The organism is Saccharibacillus sacchari (assembly GCF_037722395.1).
Lineage (GTDB): Bacteria > Bacillota > Bacilli > Paenibacillales > Paenibacillaceae > Saccharibacillus > Saccharibacillus sacchari_A.
Genome location: NZ_JBBKAR010000001.1, coordinates 154,708 through 172,386 on the forward strand (window position 1 = coordinate 154,708; position 17,679 = coordinate 172,386).

Consider the following 17,679-nt stretch of genomic DNA (forward strand, 5'->3'; position numbering starts at 1 on the left):
GCGTCCAATACCTCCTGCCTATTAAGCTTATTGGTGATGGTTTTTTCGTTCCACGAACCGGTGAAGCTGATCGAGCAGACCTTCGCGCCGCAAAATCTCCGCCTGCTTGGAACCGATAAGATCAAAATGCGGATAGCGGTCACGGCGATGGATATACGCAGGGCTGAGCCCATTATCCAGGCACCAACGGGCAAGGCGATCCAGATCGGAGCAGCCGACTTTGGTCACCGAATTAATGCCGGGAAAACGGGGATCGAGCCAGAAATGTGTCAGATAGGCGATCTCGCCGCGCTCGACGGATGCTTTCCAGCGGGAAAGTTCTTCTCTGTTGATACCGAATGCCATAGTAACCCTCTTTTCTTCAAAGCTGCTTCTATTATAACAGCCGCCCGGCAAAGAGAGCCACAGCGTGACCAATGAGGCTTGTTCGCAGGAGAGTTAGCGCGTAAACTGGAAGAAGCTTGATGATAGCGTATTCAAAAAAGGCAGGTATCGGGAGGAGACAAACCATAATGCAGGATAATCGGGTAGACGTGGTCACGCTCGGGGAAAGCATGATTTTGTTTCAATCGTATAATCAGGGGGCTTTGCAATATGAACCTCTATTCACCAAGTCGCTGGCAGGCGCAGAGTCCAATGTCGCGATCGGTCTGGCGAGACTGGGCAAAAAAACGCGTTGGGTCGGCCGGCTCGGCAGCGATCCGTTCGGCGATCTGGTGCTGACCACTTTGTCCGGGCAGGGCGTGGACGTGTCGCATGCCGTCCGCGATGCCGAGGCGCCGACCGCCGTTTATTTCAAAGACTTCAAACGTTACGGCGATCCTGCCGTTTATTACTACCGCAAAGGCTCGGCCGCAAGTCGGCTGTCGCCGGAGATGATCGACGAAGCTTGGCTGGCAGGCGCGGGACATCTGCACGTGACCGGCATTACGCCCGCGCTCGGCGAACAGACGGCGGCAGCGACGCGGAAGCTGATGGAGTTGGCACGGGAAAAAGGATTGACCGTATCGTTCGATCCGAATTTGCGGCGCAAGCTGTGGAGTGAAGAGACCGCGAGAAAGACACTGCTGTCGCTGATTCCGTTATGCGATATTTTTATGCCGGGCGACGAGGAAGCGGAATTTTTGCTCGGCAAGCTTGAGATCGAAGCCTATGGCGAAGCTTTTCTGAATATGGGGCCGAAGCTTGTCGCGATGAAGCTGGGGGCGGAAGGTTCGATCGGCTTTACGCAAAAAGCGGTAGTGCGGGCAGAGCCTTTCGCGGTAGATCGTCTGATCGATACCGTTGGGGCAGGCGACGCTTTTGCTTCGGGGCTGCTGTCCGTACTGCTCGATCATCGGGACGAAATCGCGGACGGTCTGGGCGAAGAAGCGTTGCACGAAGCGCTGCGCCGCGCAAACCTGCTGGGTTCGATGGCGACTCAATTCAAAGGGGACTGGGAAGGATTGCCGACGCTTGCGGAAATGCGGGGAATCCTTGACGGGGAGAAAAATGTGACGCGTTAGAGTTTTATTCGCGTGAAGATTGCGTTATGCTGAGTAACGTAGCCGTCGTAGCAGAGATGGATTGCGCGGCAATATGACTTTTGGCAGGCGAAGGGGAGGGGTTACATCGTGACGCAGAATGTGTTGGTGCTGGGAGGCACGCGTTTTTTCGGCAAGGTTCTGGTAGACAAGCTGCTTGAAGCCGGACATACGGTAACGATCGCGACTCGGGGCAATACGGAAGATCCTTTCGGAGATCGGGTAAAGCGGATGAAGGTGGATCGGACGGACGAGGCCGCTTTGGCCGCCGTAACGGAAGGTCTACGTTTTGACGTCGTATACGACAATATCTGTTACACGGCCGATGAAGCACGGGCTGCGATTCGCGTTTTTGCAGGCAAAGTGGGTCATTACATACTGACTTCCAGTTTGTCCGTGTACGGAACGGGCTCGTCTGAGATGCAGGAAGGTCTGGTTGACACCGCTGCGCTGGAAGTGCCGCCAAGCCCGGTTGGCCAAGTGCCTTACGGCGAAGGCAAAGCCCAAGCGGAAGCGGTATTTTTCCGTGAAGCCTCTTTCCCGGCGTCCGCGGCACGGTTCCCGATCGTACTGGGACCGAACGATTACACAAAGCGGCTGCATTTCCATGTGGACCGGATCAAAAACGGCGTCTCGTTCGTGATGCCGAATATCGAGGCTCGGATCTGCTTTATTCATGAAGAAGAAGCGGCCGATTTCCTGAAATGGCTGGGTGAGAGCGGCGTAACCGGACCTTTCAACGCAGCATCGGCAGGCAAGCCGAAGCTGCGTGAGCTGTTGGGGGCGATCGACAAGGAAACCGGCGGATCGGTCATCGTGCTGCCGGAAGGCCCGGACAGCGAAGCTTCGCCGTTCGGCATTCCGGATGATTGGGCGATGGATACGTCGAAAGCGGAGCAGGCCGGATTTGTTTTCCGCAATCTGGACGACTGGTTGCCGGGATTGATAGGGACGCTGGCGCGAGGGGAAGCCTGAGTTCGTCCAGACCGTTTTCGTTTAAAAGTAAAAAAGAGCCAGAGTTGTGTCCCCCGAGGACAGCTCTGGCTTTTTGCTTATTCGTTGCGGGTATCGTGCATCAAATGCTTTTCGGCCGTCTTCGCAGCATCTGATTCAACACTTCGGACAGCACAAGCCCTGCCGCGATCGCACCTGCGATCATGAGCGTCTGCGCGCCGATCTGAAGCGCTTCGTCATACCGGTTTTCTACAAAGCGGCGCATCGCGTTATACGCCATGCCGCCAGGAACCAGCGGGATAATGCCCGCAACGCTGAAGATGATCACCGGTGTCCGGTACATTTTCGCAAACAACTGGCATAAAATGCCGACGAGCAGCGAAGCGGCGAGCGTGGCAGGCGCTTCTCCGATCTCCCCGCGTATAAACACATACAGCACCCAACCGAGCATCCCGACAAGACCGCAATGAAAAAGAGACTTTTTCGGCGCATTGAAAAGGATCACGAATGAGGCGGCAGCAAAAAAACTGGTTAGAAAATGAGCCCACATTAACGTTTACCCTCCTAATGGAAAAAGATCAAAGCAACAGCAATGCCTGCGCCAATTGCGAAAGCGGTCAAACAGGCATCGGCCCCTTTGGAAATGCCGGACACGAGATGGCCCGCCATCAGGTCGCGAATCGCATTCGTAATCAGCAGACCGGGTACGAGCGGCATGACCGAACCCACCGCGATCCGGTCGAATTCATGTCCGAACCCGGCCCAGATGAACAGCAGCGCCAATAGCCCTACCAGCAAAGCTGCCGAAAACTCGGCAAAAAATTTGACCTGCACGATGCGGTGCAGCCAGACAGATGCGGCCAGGCCGGCTCCGCCTGCGATAAAAGCAGCGGGAAAGTCCGGCCAGCTGCCTCCGAACATAATCAGAAAGCAAGCGCTGGTCAACGCCGCAGCCAAAATCTGAACAGGAAGCTTATAATCGAACGAAGCTGATTCCGCTTTGAGCAACAAGGCCTTGGCATCGCGGGCCGACAATTCTCCGGATGCGATCTGGCGGGAAATGGCATTGACCTCTGCGATTTTATTCAGATCTGTCGTACGTTCTTCGATTCGAATCAGCTTGGCTGGCTGTTCGCCGCTGGTCGAGAACATGATTACGGTCGGCGTTACATAGCTGTGGCTTTCGGTCAATCCGAAAGCCGTGGCAATCCGCACCATCGTATCCTCGACACGGTACGTCTCCGCGCCGCTTTGCAGCATGATTTTTCCGGCCAGCAAGCAAAGCTCTATCGTTTCGTAAATGGAAGTTTTTTGTTCCAAAACGTTGATTTCTCCTTCGTCGTTTCGTTCATTACAACACGTGGCAACTTATTGTAACACAACTGAAATCTGTTTTTCAGCTTGTCTTAAGCTTTCGCGTTTATTCTATAGTTACAACCCCCTTAGAAATATATATTTAGGACCGCAGGCGCTAACGAGCGCTGCGGTCCCCTTTTTTTGTGCGGAAGTTTTGCGTCGATCGCCCTTCAGCGGTTATACTAAGAAATCAAGCTATGACTCAATTGCGTAGCACCGCCCTGATAACGGGTAATATGGGGAATCGGCCCGTACGGAATAAAGGAGGAATCGGCGTGAATTTCGGCGCGCGTATGCTGAAAACGGGGATTGCGGTAACCCTGGCTCTATACCTGACGACGCTGCTCAACCTAACGCCGCCCGTCATTGCTGCGATTGCAGCTATTTTTGCCATGCAGCCAACCATATACAAATCATGGACGTATTTTCTCGATCAATTGTTGACCAATACACTCGGAGCCGTCATTGCGGTTACAGCGGGACGCTTGTTATCGAGTGAACCGATCGCGGTCGGCTTGACCTGTATTGTCGTCATCATGATCTGTCTGAAAATGAAGCGCGCCGACACCATCGGACTGACGCTGGTCACTGTGATATCGGTTATGGAGGCGTCGGGAGAGTGGGGCTTTGCGCTCAACCGGTTTATGATCAGCGTTATCGGCATTTTTTCGGCTTTCTTCATTAACATCGTTGTTCTTCCGCCTAAGCCGCGCGAGCAGTTTATCGGCCAGATTCAATCGACGTTCAGCCAGCTTTCGCTGCTGATGCGCACGGCGGTCTCGGATGAGATCAAGGAAAGTGTTTTCCGCGACGAACAGAAGAGTCTGGAAGGCTCGATCCAATCGTTGACGGAAAAGTATAGCTTGCTGGAAGAAGATCAGCATAAGCGCAAACGCCCTTCCTATACGGAAAGCCGTCACCTTGTGGTCTACAAGCAGATGCTGCATACGCTGCGAAAAGGAAGCGAAGTCGTGCAAGCCGTGGAAGAGCACTATTTTCCAACGGCGAGAACGTTGCTGCTTGACAAGCTGTTCGACGACCAATTGGAGTACATGATCAAATATCACGAGCATGTATTATTGAAATTCGAAGGCAAGCTTAAGCCGGACGACCTGCCTTGGCAAAATCTTGATGAAGAAAACGAACGGTTTTCGCAGGCGATGAAAGAATATATGCAGCAGCAAGAGGGAAGCACCATGCGACTGTCGATTGTAGCTGCGGAGATTCAGGCTTATGGTTATAAACTAGAGCGGCTTAACCGACTCGTTGAGCATTACGGCGATAGCGAGCGCAACCGGCCTAAGCCTTGGACGTATTGGCTTAATCCAAAAAACTGGCGCAATCCCAAGTCATGAACCTTTTAAACTTCGTTTATGTAAAAAAGCCCCGGGGTAATGATACAGGAAGACTTTACTTCGGATTGACATAAAGGAGGAAAACGGGATGACGAAAGAAGAGATGCGCCGATGTATCGACGAATGCTTGAAATGTATGGAAGTATGCAATAATTGCTATGACGCCTGTTTGCAGGAAAAAGACGTGGCGATGATGAAAGAATGTATCCGCCTGGATCGCATGTGTGCGGATATGTGCGAATTCGCCGCAAAAGCAATAACGCAAAATAGCGCGTATGCGGCGCAAATTTGCGGACTATGTGCCCAAATTTGCCAGGATTGCGGCAACGAATGCGCCAAGCACGATATGGATCATTGCCGCCGCTGCGCGGAGCAGTGCAAACGCTGTGCCGAAATCTGCCGGGAAATGGCTTCGCAAGCAGCCTAACAGCCTAAGTTCAGATTCGAACGCAAAAAAAGGGAAGGAACGGCCGGAAGACGCGGCTCCTTCCCTTTTTCTGCGACCGGATTTTCGGTGTTCGATATAAGGCAGGAAACATGCGTCGTCTAACGAAATAATCATAAAAGCAAATGCTTCGTACTTCGTACCGGTTGATTTCAACGGGACGCAGGCGTACAATAAAACTCTGTTTGTTCGAGAACTATATTTAAAATCCATTAAATCCATAAATTTCATTATAATTAATGAAAAAAGCAATCAAGCAGAGGGGGACGGAGTCATGGAAATTACAGATCTTGAGTGGAAACGGGAGCAAGAACGCGTCGATGACGTAACAACCAAGATCGGACGCCGTATTCGCGGCCTGGAAGCACAAGTGGGCGAGATGCGCGGCGACGTCGTCGGTTTGCGTAAAGAATTCTGGGACGAGGTCACGATGAACTTTGCCGAACCGGATGATTTGGGCGAGACATCGACCAGTATGCGTCAACAATCTCAGGTATTGGCGGAGCGGGAGTTTGGGCATAAACGTGCTTTCTCCCAACTGGGTAAGCTGCGCCGATTGCAGCATTCGCCTTATTTCGGCCGGATCGATTTCCGCGAAGCGGACGAGAGCGTCACGGAACCGATCTATCTGGGCATCGCATCGCTGTTGGACGACAATGAGCAGGACTTCCTGATTTATGACTGGCGCGCGCCGATCTCCAGTCTTTATTATGACGGATCGCCCGGTGCGATCTCTTATCGCACGCCGGGAGGCAGCGTCGAGGGGGAGATGGATCTAAAGCGGCAGTACGTGATTCGGGATGCCAAAATCCGCGTGATGTTCGATACGGGAATGACGATCGGCGACGAACTGTTGCAAGAAGTGCTGAGCCAAAGCGCGGACGACCGCATGAAAAGCATTGTGTCCACGATCCAGCGCGAGCAAAATGCGATCATTCGCAATGAGCAAAGCCGGCTGTTGGTCGTGCAGGGTGCGGCAGGCAGCGGCAAAACATCGGCGGCGCTTCAACGGGTAGCCTACTTGCTGTATCGTTACCGGGACACGCTGAGCGCCGATCAACTGGTCCTTTTTTCGCCGAACTCGCTGTTTAATAGCTACGTCTCCACCGTGCTGCCGGAGCTTGGCGAGGAAAACATGCTGCAAACGACGTTCCAAGCGTATCTGGAGCGTCGGATCGGTCGTGAGTTCGATTTGGAGGATGCGTTCGATCAACTGGAATATTTGCTGCGCGGGGATGTATCGGAAGACGGGGAGTACGAAGCTCGATTGGCGGGTATCCGCTATAAGTCTTCGCTCGATTATCTTGAAGTGATTCGTGCTTATCGGCAGTATTTGTCGGAGCGCGAAATGATGTTCCGTCCGATCCGTTTTCAAGGACATGAGATTGTATCTGCCGAAGATATGCGCCGCCGGTTCTACGAATTCGATCCCACCGTCAAAATTCCGAGCCGGATCGAGCAGATGAGCAAGTGGCTGATCAAAGAAGTCAGCGAATACGGCAAAAGCCAGCGCGACGAAGAATGGGTAGACGATCAGATTCAACTGCTGGATTCCAGCGCCCTGCACCGGGCATACAACCTGATGCGACGCAAGCAAAAAGGAGCGGCCGACACGTTCGACGATTTCGATCAACAACGCGAAGCCGCGGCGCGCATGATCGTGAACGATTGGCTGAAGCCTGTGCGCAAATGGATCAAGCGCCAGCGCTTCGTTGACGTGAAGGGCATGTATCGCCGTCTGTATAAGGATGAGGCCCTATTTATGAAGTTGTCCGGCGGACGTCCGCTTCCGGCGCTGTGGCACGAGTTTTCCCGCCAGACGCTGGATCGGATCGCCAAGTCGGAGCTAATGTTCGAAGACGCTACGCCTTTGCTGCTGCTTCGGGAATTGCTGCAAGGATTCATCACCAATACGGCGATTCGTCACGTGATCGTCGACGAGGTGCAGGACTACACGCCATTCCAGCTTGAATTTCTTAAACGGTTATTCCCGCGTGCCCGCATGACGGCGCTCGGCGATCTGAATCAGGCGATCTACGGTCACGATTCGGCGCTGGACGACTACGATCCGCTATTGAACCTGTACGGGCGAGACGAAAGCATGGTGCTGCGCTTGACGCGGAGCTACCGGTCGACGCGCGAAATTACCGAGTTCACCAAAGCGATGCTGCCGGAAGGCGAAGACATTCTTGCGTTTACACGCAGCGGAGAAAAGCCGGTGCTGCGGCGATTCGCCGAAGATTCCGTTACGGAGATGGAAGAGGCAATCGCTGCCGATATCGAAAACTTACGCAAGCAAGGGCTGGATTACACCGCGATCATCTGCAAAACGCAAACCGAATGCAACGAGCTGCATCAGCGGTTGAAAGATCGGTTGAACACGCGTTTGATTACGAAAAACACGCCGGCGTTCGAAAAAGGCACGGTTATCGTTCCGGCGTACTTGGCCAAAGGCATCGAGTTCGACGCCGTGCTGCTGCATAACGCTTCGGCGGAACGGTATTGTCGCGAATCCGAGCGCAAGCTGTTCTATACCGCGTGTACGCGGGCGATGCACGTGCTGCATCTGTATGCGGCGGGGGACGTGAGTCCGTTCGTGACTGGGGTGGATTCGAATTTGTATGGGGTTCGTTAAGAACGTACAGCGGACTTCAAAGATTAACAGGATTGAAAAAGAGGGTTCGGGAGTATTCCTGAACCGTCTTTTTTGTATGCAGCCTTTTTCGATCTGCTCGATGTTGACTTTGACGCTACGTTATAGCTTAACGTAATCGGTAGCTTGACCAAGTTAAAGGAGAGATTGAAATGAACATTACAACATTGCGTTCCGATGCCGTTTACAGCCGAATCATGCAACTGCCGCAGGAGGCCAAAAGAGAAGCGTACCGGGAACAAATGCTGGCTCCGTTCAAGGGGAAATGGGAGATTCAGCAGATTCCGTTTCGTTCCGATTCGCCTGGCGGATTCGACGTGCTGACGCTGAATGATCTGATGTATCTGCCTGCGGATCGGATCGATGAATCGGCGCTTGAAGCTGTAGAACTGATCTCGTCCGATCGTTTTTGGGCAGCGTGCGAACAAGTCGTCATCGACAGCTTTTCTTCCTTCGAGCAGCAGGGAATACCGCTTCCTATGCAGAAAGTTGTGTTTACGGTTCTGCTCGGCAATCCGGATAGCGAAATGCTTCGGATCAATGCAGGCTATTCGGGCGACGGTGGCGTTCCGGGCTATATCCTGACCGTACTGACGCCGAACGCTTATACGCTGCCACGCATCCGGGCCGCTCTCGCGCATGAATGCAATCATAATGTGAGGTATCAGTTTATCCGGTGGGATACCCATGTAACGCTTGCCGAACTGATCGTCGGCGAAGGACTCGCAGAGAACTTTGCCGTATCGCGCTGCGGGGAAGAATGGCTGGGACCCTGGGTATCCAAAACGGACGCGGAGACGTTGAATCATGTAATCAAACCGATGATAAAGCCTGAGTTGAATGTTACGGGGTGGGCTCATATCGCACCGTATCTATACGGGGACGAGATCGCCGCTTTGCAGGGAATGACTCCGGCCGGTCTTCCTTACGGAGCGGGTTATGCCTGCGGGTATCATCTGATCCGGCATTATTTACGCAAAACCGGAGTAACGATCGAACAAGCCACTTTAAAAAGCGCCGCCGAAATTTTAAAGGTCACGGAGGATTATTGGCATGCCGAAAGCGTTGTTGACGGTACATGAGGTCGTAAGCATCACAGGCACGACTGCGCGAACGCTGCATCATTACGACCGAATCGGTCTGCTCAAGCCTGCGAAGGTGAAGGAGAACGGATATCGCTTGTATGACCGTAGCAATTTGGAGCGGCTCCAGATCATTCTTTTTTTAAAAGAAACCGGCCTACGTCTTGAAGACATTGCGATATTGCTGAAGCTGCCCGAACCGAAACGCCGCCGAGCGCTGCATGAACATCGTGAACGATTAATGGATAAAAAGCGCCGGTTGGAGCGTACCTTGCAGGACTTCGATCAATATTTGGAAGCCGGAACGATCTTCGGACCGCAGTCGCCGGATATGCCGGGTATCGCTTTGCGTGAGCAGTATGATCGTGAAGCGGAGCTAATCTACGGAGATACGCCAGCGTATGCGGTCTACAAGCAACGCAAGCAGGAATCGGAGCAGCGCCCGCAAGACGAGCATGAGGCTGAGCTGAATCAAGCCGAGCAAAGAATCAACCGCGTGTTGACCCAACTTTTTTCCCTGATCCCGGCTTCTCCCGACTCTCCTGACGTCCAGCACAAGATTGCGGAATGGGCGGAAGCGTTGGGAACCTATACGGAAATTACGCCGCAGCTGTTGGTGCATATCGCGGAAAACTATAGAAGCGACAACCGATTTCGAGCCTACTTCGATACGTTTGGAGGCGAAGAGGGCCAGTTTGCTTCCTTTTTGCATCAAGCTATACAGGCGTACAGCTCGTCATTATCGTATCCGCTAAGGAGGGAGTGAAAGGTGAAAAAAGCAAATTTTCAGGCAGTCCCGACAGACGGAGCGTATACCCATCTGCCGGGCGTGCTGGTCGCGGACCATTACCGGGTATCCGACGAGTATGTCTGTTATCGCCCGGAAGGCACAAAGGATTGGCTGATTATGTACACGCTCTCCGGCAAAGGAACGGCAAAAACCGCAGAAGGCGATTCTTTGGTATGTTCGGCGGGCGTCGTGACCCTCATTCCTCCGGGCACGATGCAGTATTATTTTACGAACGAAGGCGAGATGTGGGAAAAAATTTGGGCACATTACACGCCGAGGCCGTCCTGGTTGGATTGGCTGCCGCCGGATTCCGCCAACGGAGCGATCGGGCAGGTACGGATAGAGGATTCGCGGAGCCGCGAGGCCGTCGAAAAAGCGTTCCGCCGCATCCTCGCTTATCGTTTCGACGCGGCGGTTGATTTTCGCGAGGAGCTGATGCTGAACGCGCTGGAGGAGATCGTGTTGCTGCTGGCCAGCCTGCGCGCCGAACGGCGGATTCTCGATCCCCGGGTCAAAGAAGTGCTGGACGCGATCGCGCACCGGTTTTCGGAAAACTTCGCGGTGGAAGACTTGGCCCGTCAGGTGCATCTGTCGCCTTCCCGCTTGTCTCATCTGTTCAAGGAGCAGGTCGGAGAGTCGATCATCGCTATTTTGAACGGATACCGCTTGAAACAGGCGGAGAAGCTGCTGCGCTACACGCCGCATTCGATCACGGAGATTGCGCTGAGCGTTGGCTTCAACTCGCCCGATTATTTTACCCGGCAATTCGTCCAGTATTATGGAACGGGACCGTTGCAGTATCGGAAGCGGCATATCTCCCAGCAGTAGCAGGTTTTTTCGCTTAAAAATGCTGAACCAAGCCTGTCGCGGATGCCGCTTCGTTTTCCAGTCTTTTCCGATACTGCGAAGGCGTGCATCCTTGATGCTGCTTGAAAACGGAGATAAAGTAGCTCAAGCTGTCGAATCCGACCTCCATCGCGATCTCGACGATTTTGTGTCCGCTGGTTTCGAGCAGTCGGCAGGCTTGCTGCGTGCGGTACCGGTTGAGGTAATCGACAGGCGTTTTGTGCACCATGCTTTTGAAAAAGCGGCAGAAGTAGCCTTCGCTCATGTCCAGCAGCTCTGCAAGATCGCCCAGCTTGATCGGAGACGAGTAATGCTTGTGCATATAGCCCAGTACCTTTTTCAAACGCTCGATTTTTTCCAGATCGCCGCCGGTTGCCGTCGGAACGTTTTCCCGCATATGGCCTTGCAGCAGCGCGAAGATCTGATACAGTCTGGCTTTGGTAGTAAGTTGATAAGCCGGCGCGGAACTTTCGTTGTCTTCGATGATCGCGGCGATCAGCTTCAAAATCTCGCGCTCCCACGGTTCCTGTCCGGTGAGATGGGAAGGAGGGAGCAATTTTTTTTGCAGCAAAGGTTCGATAAACTGCTCCTGAAGATGATCGTACCCCCGGCTGCTTAAAAACTCCCCATCGAACACGACAGCCGAGAATGCGCACGGTTCGTCGCCGACGCGTCTGCCCGCATGCAGCTCGCCGCCGTGGACGAACATGGCCTGACCGGTCTGCACTTCGTGATATTCGGTGCCGATCTGGAAGCTTATCGTCCCGCGAGTCACCATCGTGAATTCCATTTCTTCATGCCAGTGCGAGTCCATAATGGTCGTGTAATCGAGGTCTTCCATCACATAAGAGCTGACCGGATACATCGGGTTGCCGTGGATACGTTCTTCTTTTAATAAAGCACGGTTCATACAGTGGTTCTCCTTCTTTTGGACGTCAAATATGAAATCGTTTCCAAATAGTGGTCGGTAAATAAGCGGTTTTTGAATATGAGGTCAAAATATTGATAGTTTAGATCAAAATAGCGGAAGAAAATTGTTTTAAAGATCAATATCATTATAAACGTAGTCACGGTGATCGGACAAGATCGCCGAAGGCATTCGACAATTGCCAAGGGGGCTTTTACGCATGAAATTTACAGATGGATATTGGATGGTCCGCGACGGATACAATCTGCAAAACCCGGTTGATATTCGCGACGTGGTACAGAAGGACGATTCCTTCACGGTCTACGCGGCAACGAAAAAAGTAGAAAAACGGGGCGATACGCTGAACGCGACGCTGCTGAAAGCGACCTATAGCTCGCCGATGCCAAATGTCATTCGCGTCCGCTTGAACCGTCACGCCGGCGGCGTGAAACAAACTCCCGAATTTGAACTGTACGGTTCGGAAACGAACGTGCAGATTACCAATAACGACGATCTGCTGGCGCTGCAAAGCGGCGAGCTGAAAGTCAGCATCGACCGCAACACCGGCTTCGCCAGCGAGTTCCACTACGGCGCTCGCCGCCTGACAGGCAGCGCGTTCCGCCGTGCGGCGCATATCGAAAACAAAGCGCAAGGCAAAACGTATTTCCGCGAGCAGCTCGATCTGGGCATCGGCGAATACGTATACGGTCTGGGCGAGCGCTTTACCCCGTTCGTGAAAAACGGCCAAACCGTGGATATCTGGAACGAAGACGGCGGCACAAGCAGCGAGCAATCGTACAAAAACATTCCGTTCTACCTGTCCAACAAAGGCTACGGCGTGTTCGTTAACCACCCGGAAAAAGTATCGTTCGAAGTGGCTTCGGAAAACGTGTCGAAAGTTCAATTCAGCGTCGAAGGCGAAACGCTGGAATACTTCATCATCGGCGGCGAGACGCCGAAAGACGTGCTCGACAACTTCACCAAGCTCACAGGTAAACCTGCGCTTCCGCCGGCATGGACATTCGGCCTGTGGCTGACGACTTCGTTCACCACGAACTACGACGAAGAAACCGTGAACCACTTCGTCGACGGCATGAGCGAACGCGATCTGCCGCTGTCCGTATTCCACTTCGACTGCTTCTGGATGAAAGAATACCAGTGGACGGACTTCGAATGGGATAAAGACGTCTTCCCAGATCCTGCGGGCCTGCTTAAGCGCCTGAAAGACAAAGGTCTGAAAATCTGCGTCTGGATCAACCCTTACATCGCGGAAAAATCCGTGCTGTTCGAAGAAGGCATGGAAAACGGCTACCTGCTCAAACGCAAAGACGGCAGCGTCTGGCAGTGGGACATGTGGCAAGCGGGCATGGGCATCGTGGACTTTACGAACCCGGCTGCCGTGAAATGGTACCAAGGCAAGCTTGAAGAGCTGGTCGATCAAGGCGTAGACTGCTTCAAGACGGACTTCGGCGAACGGATTCCGGTCGAAGACGTGGTGTACTTCGACGGTTCCGATCCGGTCAAAATGCACAACTACTACACGTTCCAATACAATAAAGCGGTCTTCGAAGTGCTGGAAAACAAACTCGGCAAAAACGAAGCGGCGCTGTTCGCCCGTTCGGCAACGGTCGGCGGCCAACAATTCCCGGTTCACTGGGGCGGCGACTGCTCGTCGACGTACGAGTCGATGGCGGAAAGCCTGCGCGGCGGCCTGTCGCTCGGCGTATCCGGCTTCAGCTTCTGGTCGCACGACATTTCCGGCTTCGAGCAGACGGCTCCGGCGGACGTGTACAAGCGTTGGGTGCAATTCGGCTTGCTGTCTTCGCACAGCCGTCTGCACGGCAGCGATTCGTACCGCGTGCCGTGGTTGTTCGACGAAGAAGCGGTGGACGTGCTGCGCAAGTTCACGAAGCTCAAAAATTCGCTTATGCCGTACCTGTTCAACCAGGCTGCGGAATCGGCGGAACGCGGCATTCCGATGATGCGCCCGATGTTCCTGGAGTTCCCGGAAGATCATACATGCGCGCCTCTGGATCTGCAATACATGTTCGGCGATTCGATCCTCGTCGCGCCGATCTTCAACGAGCAAGGCGACGTGACCTACTACCTGCCGGCCGGCAAATGGACAGGTCTGCTGGACGGCCAAGTGAAAGAAGGCGGACGCTGGTACAGCGAAAACTACGACTTCATGAGTCTGCCCGTATTCGTGAGAGAAGGCACGCTGCTTGCGGTCGGCGCTCAAAACGACAAACCGGATTACGATTACGCGGACGGCGTAACGCTGCACCTGTTCGGGCTTGAAGACGGTCAAACGGCTTCGGCGAACGTAATCGGTCTGGATGCGAAGCAGTTGGTGGAAGCTTCCGCTGTACGTAACGGCGGCGAGATCAAAGTCAACGTTTCCGGCGGCCAAAACGTCAAAGTCGTACTGCGCGGGATCACGGCTGCGGCAGGCGTGGAAGGCGCTTCGCAAGAAGCGGGCGAGCAAGGGCTCGTATTGACGCTCACAGGCGGTAACGCAACGATTAAGCTGTAATCGAACGGATATGAGGGGTAAAGCTTCTTCCTGGGAGGAGAAGCTTTACCCCTGCTTGCGTATGGATATAAAGTCCAGAGATCGGGATCTGAAGAGGACTATGGATAAGATGTTATGAGAACGCTTTATTCTAAGGAGGAAGAACAAATGACGGAACTGTTTTTGGATATCGAACAGCCGCTGGAGGACCGGGTTCGCGACTTGATTTCCCGACTGACACGGGAAGAGAAACTTTCCTTGCTTCCTACGCGTCAAGCCGCGGTAAAGCGTCTGGGCATCCCTGCTTACAAGGTCGGAGGCGAAGCCGCTCACGGCGTGGCTTGGAAAGGCGTCGCTACCGTATTCCCGCAGCCTATGGGCTTATCGTCGACGTGGAACAAGGAACTTTTGCGCGAGATCGGTTCGGTCATCGGCGACGAAGCGCGGGCTTATCATCATAGCGCGCCGGAGCAGCATGGTTTGACGCTTTGGGCGCCTACGGTCGATATGGAAAAGAATCCGCTTTGGGGGCGTACGGAAGAAGCTTACGGCGAAGATCCGCACCTGACAGGCAAGCTGACCGCAAACCTGGCACAGGGGATGCAGGGCGAGCACGAGTTTTATTTGAAAATGGTGGCGACGCTTAAGCACTTTTTCGCCAATAATAACGAAGTGGGACGTCTGGACGGTTCATCCAGCGTAACGCCGCGCAATATGCGCGAATATTATCTGGAAGCGTTCCGTATTCCGTTCGAAGAAGGCGGCGCGCTGTCGATGATGACCGCCTACAATTCGATCAACGGAACGCCTGCGATCGAAAGTCCCTATGTGCAAAAGTTCGTCAAAGACGAATGGAAAATGGAAGGGTTCATCGTGTGTGACGGCGGCGATTTGTCGCAGACGGTCAATTTCCACAAGTATCATGAATCGCATGCCGAATCGGTAGCCGGAGCGCTTCTGGCGGGCGTCGATTGTCTCACTGACGATGTGGAGTTGGTGATTCCCGCGGCACGCGAAGCGCTGGAGCGTCGTCTGATCACCGAAGAAGACGTGGACCGCGCGCTGGTCAACATCTTCCGTGTGCGCTTCCGGCTGGGTCAATTTGATCCGCAAGAAAACAATCCGTATGCGCAAATTCCGGAATCGGTACTATGCGCTTCCGAGCATGCACAGCTAGCCAGACGTGCGGCAGAACAATCGGTCGTGCTGCTGAAAAACGAGGGGATTCTGCCGCTTCGCCTGTCGGACGTGAAAAGCGCGGCTGTTGCAGGACCTACCGCAGACGCGGTCTGGGCAGACTGGTATAGCGGCACATTGCCGTATCGGGTATCGATTTTTGACGGGATTGCAGCCAAACTGGATACAGAGACGCAGGATGGGGGCTCGGCTGGCGAACTGGCCCGACGTTCCGGAGAAGCCGCGACCGTGCAGGAAGCGAACGATGCGGTGGAGACTGTGGACGAGCCTGCTCGTTGGACAGCGCTGCGTGAGCAGTCGGCCGCCGGATTAGCCAATCTTACAGGTGTCGTTCGGTATGTGGAAGGCAGCGATACGGTACGCTTAGTCGATGCCAATGAAGGAAAAGCGCTTGGCGTGCAGAAAGACGGGACAGGCATTCTCCGCGTGCAGGCCGATGCAACAGACGCGTCTCTTTTGGAATTGACCCGTTGGGGCTGGGGGCAGCATACGCTGCGCGCTCACGCCAATGGCCGATTCGTCAGTGCGCAGGACGGCCAGGCGATTGCCGCTTCAGCCGAGCATATTGGAGGATGGTTTGTCAAAGAACTGTTCGATCTGGAACAAGGGCTCGATGGCGAGATTACGCTGCGCCAGTGGAACGGGGCTCCGATCGGATGGGATTCGTCGGCGGAGGTCTCCGATACAGATACACATACCGAACCGGAACATCTTTTAGCTGAAGAATCTGATCGTACACTTCGGGCTTTGGTCACGGAGGGTGAAGACGCCGCTGCTCCATTGCGACTCGAGATCGTGCAGGACGGAATCGCCCAAGCGGCGGAAGCGGCACGTCTGAGCGACGTCGCGATCGTTTGCGTAGGCAACAGTCCGTACATTAACGGCAAAGAGGAGATCGATCGGCCGTCGTTATCGTTGCCGCCTAGTCAGGAAGCGCTGATTCGCGCCGTGCATGCCGCTAATCCGAAAACGGTGGTCGTGATCGTGGGCAGTTATCCGTTCGCTCTGGGTGAAATCGCAGATTTGGTTCCGGCCATTTTGTATAACGCGCATGGCGGACAGGAAATGGGTTCGGCGCTGGCGGATATTCTGTTCGGGGATGTCGCTCCGGCGGGTCGTCTGAGCATGACCTGGTATCAGTCGGAACAAGATCTGGCGCCTATGCTCGACTACGATATCATCAAAAGCGGGCAGACCTATCAATACTTCGAAGGAGACGTCTTATATCCGTTCGGACATGGATTGACGTACAGCCGTTTCGAATACGGAGCACCCACGCTTGATCAGGAGACAGTCGCCGCGGAAGATACGCTTCGCGTGACATTCGAACTGGCGAATACAGGCAATGTCGACAGTGAAGAAGTAGCGCAATTGTATGTTCGGGCAGAAGCTTCTTCGGTCAAACGTCCATTGAAGCAGCTCAAAGGTTTTGAACGTATCCGGGTTCCGGCTGGCCAGAGCGTAACGGTAAGCTTTGAGCTGCCTGTGCGGGAGTTGGCTTTCTGGGATGTGTCCAGAGATCGGTTTTGCGTCGAATCCGGCGTGTATACGCTGCTAATCGGTTCGTCTTCGGCGGATATTCGCGTGCAAACGGCTGTGACCGTCGTCGGAGAACTTGTTCCGCCGCGCAATTTATACCAGACGACCCGTGCGGAGAACTTTGACGATTACGAGCAGGTTCTTTTGGATGAAGGGGAACGCGAAGCGACAGCGGCGGCTCCTGTTCACTCTGATATACCGGGTGAGTTAATCTTCCGAAATGTCGATGTGTCACAGGGAGTTTCCGGTTGGAAGCTGCGGGTTCGGAGCGGGGAGTCCGCAGGGCGTATTGAATTGCGTCTTGATGGCTCAGAGGGCGAACGGATCGGCAGCGAAGAGGTGGAAGTTTCCGGAATCAAGGCTTGGAACACGCTGGAAGCTCCGCTTCTGAAAGAGATTCCACAATCCGAGACTCCGGCTTTGCTGCATATTACGCTGCACGGGCCGATCCGTCTAAGCGAACTGACCTTGATTCCGATTCGTTCCTAAACGTAAACGATACGTTAACTTGACAGCT

At 53.9% G+C, this 17,679-nt stretch carries 14 protein-coding genes; 10 read left to right on the forward strand and 4 right to left on the reverse strand.

Annotated elements, in window-relative coordinates:
- Positions 1–27 precede the first annotated feature (27 nt).
- Positions 28–345, reverse strand: coding sequence for a hypothetical protein (locus WKI47_RS00790; protein ID WP_340225279.1), 318 nt, complete (start codon positions 343–345; stop codon positions 28–30).
- Between the two features lie 167 nt (positions 346–512).
- On the opposite strand from WKI47_RS00790, the gene WKI47_RS00795 reads away from it, so the two are divergent.
- Together WKI47_RS00795 and WKI47_RS00800 are read left to right on the forward strand one after the other, a co-directional pair.
- On the forward strand, positions 513–1,505 hold the full coding sequence (locus WKI47_RS00795) for a sugar kinase (RefSeq protein ID WP_340225280.1): 993 nt from the start codon (positions 513–515) through the stop codon (positions 1,503–1,505).
- A gap of 108 nt (positions 1,506–1,613) precedes the next feature.
- Positions 1,614–2,498 (forward strand): NAD-dependent epimerase/dehydratase family protein, encoded by an 885-nt coding sequence (locus tag WKI47_RS00800; protein WP_340225281.1) that lies wholly within the window; start codon positions 1,614–1,616, stop codon positions 2,496–2,498.
- Between the two features lie 100 nt (positions 2,499–2,598).
- Here the strand turns inward: WKI47_RS00800 and WKI47_RS00805 are convergent, their stop codons facing one another.
- Entirely contained in the window at positions 2,599–3,027 is a 429-nt protein-coding gene (locus WKI47_RS00805) for a threonine/serine exporter family protein (protein WP_340225282.1), read from the reverse strand.
- A gap of 14 nt (positions 3,028–3,041) precedes the next feature.
- Positions 3,042–3,737, reverse strand: a complete 696-nt coding sequence (locus WKI47_RS00810) for a threonine/serine exporter family protein (protein WP_425355416.1) — start codon at positions 3,735–3,737, stop codon at positions 3,042–3,044.
- 371 nt (positions 3,738–4,108) lie between these two features.
- On the opposite strand from WKI47_RS00810, the gene WKI47_RS00815 reads away from it, so the two are divergent.
- The 6 genes from WKI47_RS00815 (at position 4,109) to WKI47_RS00840 (ending at position 10,986) form a co-directional block, all read left to right on the forward strand.
- Positions 4,109–5,188, forward strand: a complete 1,080-nt coding sequence (locus WKI47_RS00815; protein WP_340225284.1) for an FUSC family protein — start codon at positions 4,109–4,111, stop codon at positions 5,186–5,188.
- Between the two features lie 88 nt (positions 5,189–5,276).
- Entirely contained in the window at positions 5,277–5,615 is a 339-nt protein-coding gene (locus WKI47_RS00820) for a four-helix bundle copper-binding protein (protein ID WP_340225285.1), read from the forward strand.
- A gap of 292 nt (positions 5,616–5,907) precedes the next feature.
- A complete protein-coding gene (gene helD / locus WKI47_RS00825; protein WP_340225286.1) occupies positions 5,908–8,268 on the forward strand; it encodes an RNA polymerase recycling motor HelD in 2,361 nt (786 codons plus the stop codon).
- Positions 8,269–8,438: 170 nt separating this feature from the next.
- Positions 8,439–9,368, forward strand: coding sequence for a DUF2268 domain-containing protein (locus tag WKI47_RS00830; RefSeq protein WP_340225287.1), 930 nt, complete (start codon positions 8,439–8,441; stop codon positions 9,366–9,368).
- Positions 9,340–10,134, forward strand: coding sequence for a MerR family transcriptional regulator (locus WKI47_RS00835; protein ID WP_340225288.1), 795 nt, complete (start codon positions 9,340–9,342; stop codon positions 10,132–10,134). The genes WKI47_RS00830 and WKI47_RS00835 overlap by 29 nt, the downstream gene beginning before the upstream one ends.
- A gap of 3 nt (positions 10,135–10,137) precedes the next feature.
- Positions 10,138–10,986, forward strand: a complete 849-nt coding sequence (locus WKI47_RS00840; RefSeq protein WP_340225289.1) for a helix-turn-helix domain-containing protein — start codon at positions 10,138–10,140, stop codon at positions 10,984–10,986.
- Positions 10,987–10,999: 13 nt separating this feature from the next.
- Here WKI47_RS00840 and WKI47_RS00845 read toward each other — a convergent pair whose 3' ends face one another.
- Positions 11,000–11,914: an AraC family transcriptional regulator gene (locus tag WKI47_RS00845; protein ID WP_340225290.1), complete on the reverse strand. Its 915-nt coding sequence runs from the start codon at positions 11,912–11,914 to the stop codon at positions 11,000–11,002.
- 217 nt (positions 11,915–12,131) lie between these two features.
- Here WKI47_RS00845 and yicI point away from each other — a divergent pair, with 217 nt between their 5' ends.
- Together yicI and WKI47_RS00855 are read left to right on the forward strand one after the other, a co-directional pair.
- On the forward strand, positions 12,132–14,447 hold the full coding sequence (gene yicI, locus WKI47_RS00850; protein ID WP_340225291.1) for an alpha-xylosidase: 2,316 nt from the start codon (positions 12,132–12,134) through the stop codon (positions 14,445–14,447).
- Positions 14,448–14,594: 147 nt separating this feature from the next.
- Entirely contained in the window at positions 14,595–17,651 is a 3,057-nt protein-coding gene (locus WKI47_RS00855) for a glycoside hydrolase family 3 C-terminal domain-containing protein (protein WP_340225292.1), read from the forward strand.
- Positions 17,652–17,679: the final 28 nt, after the last annotated feature.

What these genes read in the sequence shown, in the direction of transcription:
- WKI47_RS00790 (WP_340225279.1), bottom strand. Translation starts at nt 345, where the DNA reads ATGGCATTCGGTATCAACAGAGAAGAACTTTCCCGCTGGAAAGCATCC.
- WKI47_RS00795 (WP_340225280.1), top strand. Translation starts at nt 513, where the DNA reads ATGCAGGATAATCGGGTAGACGTGGTCACGCTCGGGGAAAGCATGATT.
- WKI47_RS00805 (WP_340225282.1), bottom strand. Translation starts at nt 3,027, where the DNA reads ATGTGGGCTCATTTTCTAACCAGTTTTTTTGCTGCCGCCTCATTCGTG.
- WKI47_RS00810 (WP_425355416.1), bottom strand. Translation starts at nt 3,737, where the DNA reads ATGCTGCAAAGCGGCGCGGAGACGTACCGTGTCGAGGATACGATGGTG.
- WKI47_RS00820 (WP_340225285.1), top strand. Translation starts at nt 5,277, where the DNA reads ATGACGAAAGAAGAGATGCGCCGATGTATCGACGAATGCTTGAAATGT.
- helD (WP_340225286.1), top strand. Translation starts at nt 5,908, where the DNA reads ATGGAAATTACAGATCTTGAGTGGAAACGGGAGCAAGAACGCGTCGAT.
- WKI47_RS00830 (WP_340225287.1), top strand. Translation starts at nt 8,439, where the DNA reads ATGAACATTACAACATTGCGTTCCGATGCCGTTTACAGCCGAATCATG.
- WKI47_RS00835 (WP_340225288.1), top strand. Translation starts at nt 9,340, where the DNA reads ATGCCGAAAGCGTTGTTGACGGTACATGAGGTCGTAAGCATCACAGGC.
- WKI47_RS00845 (WP_340225290.1), bottom strand. Translation starts at nt 11,914, where the DNA reads ATGAACCGTGCTTTATTAAAAGAAGAACGTATCCACGGCAACCCGATG.
- yicI (WP_340225291.1), top strand. Translation starts at nt 12,132, where the DNA reads ATGAAATTTACAGATGGATATTGGATGGTCCGCGACGGATACAATCTG.
- WKI47_RS00855 (WP_340225292.1), top strand. Translation starts at nt 14,595, where the DNA reads ATGACGGAACTGTTTTTGGATATCGAACAGCCGCTGGAGGACCGGGTT.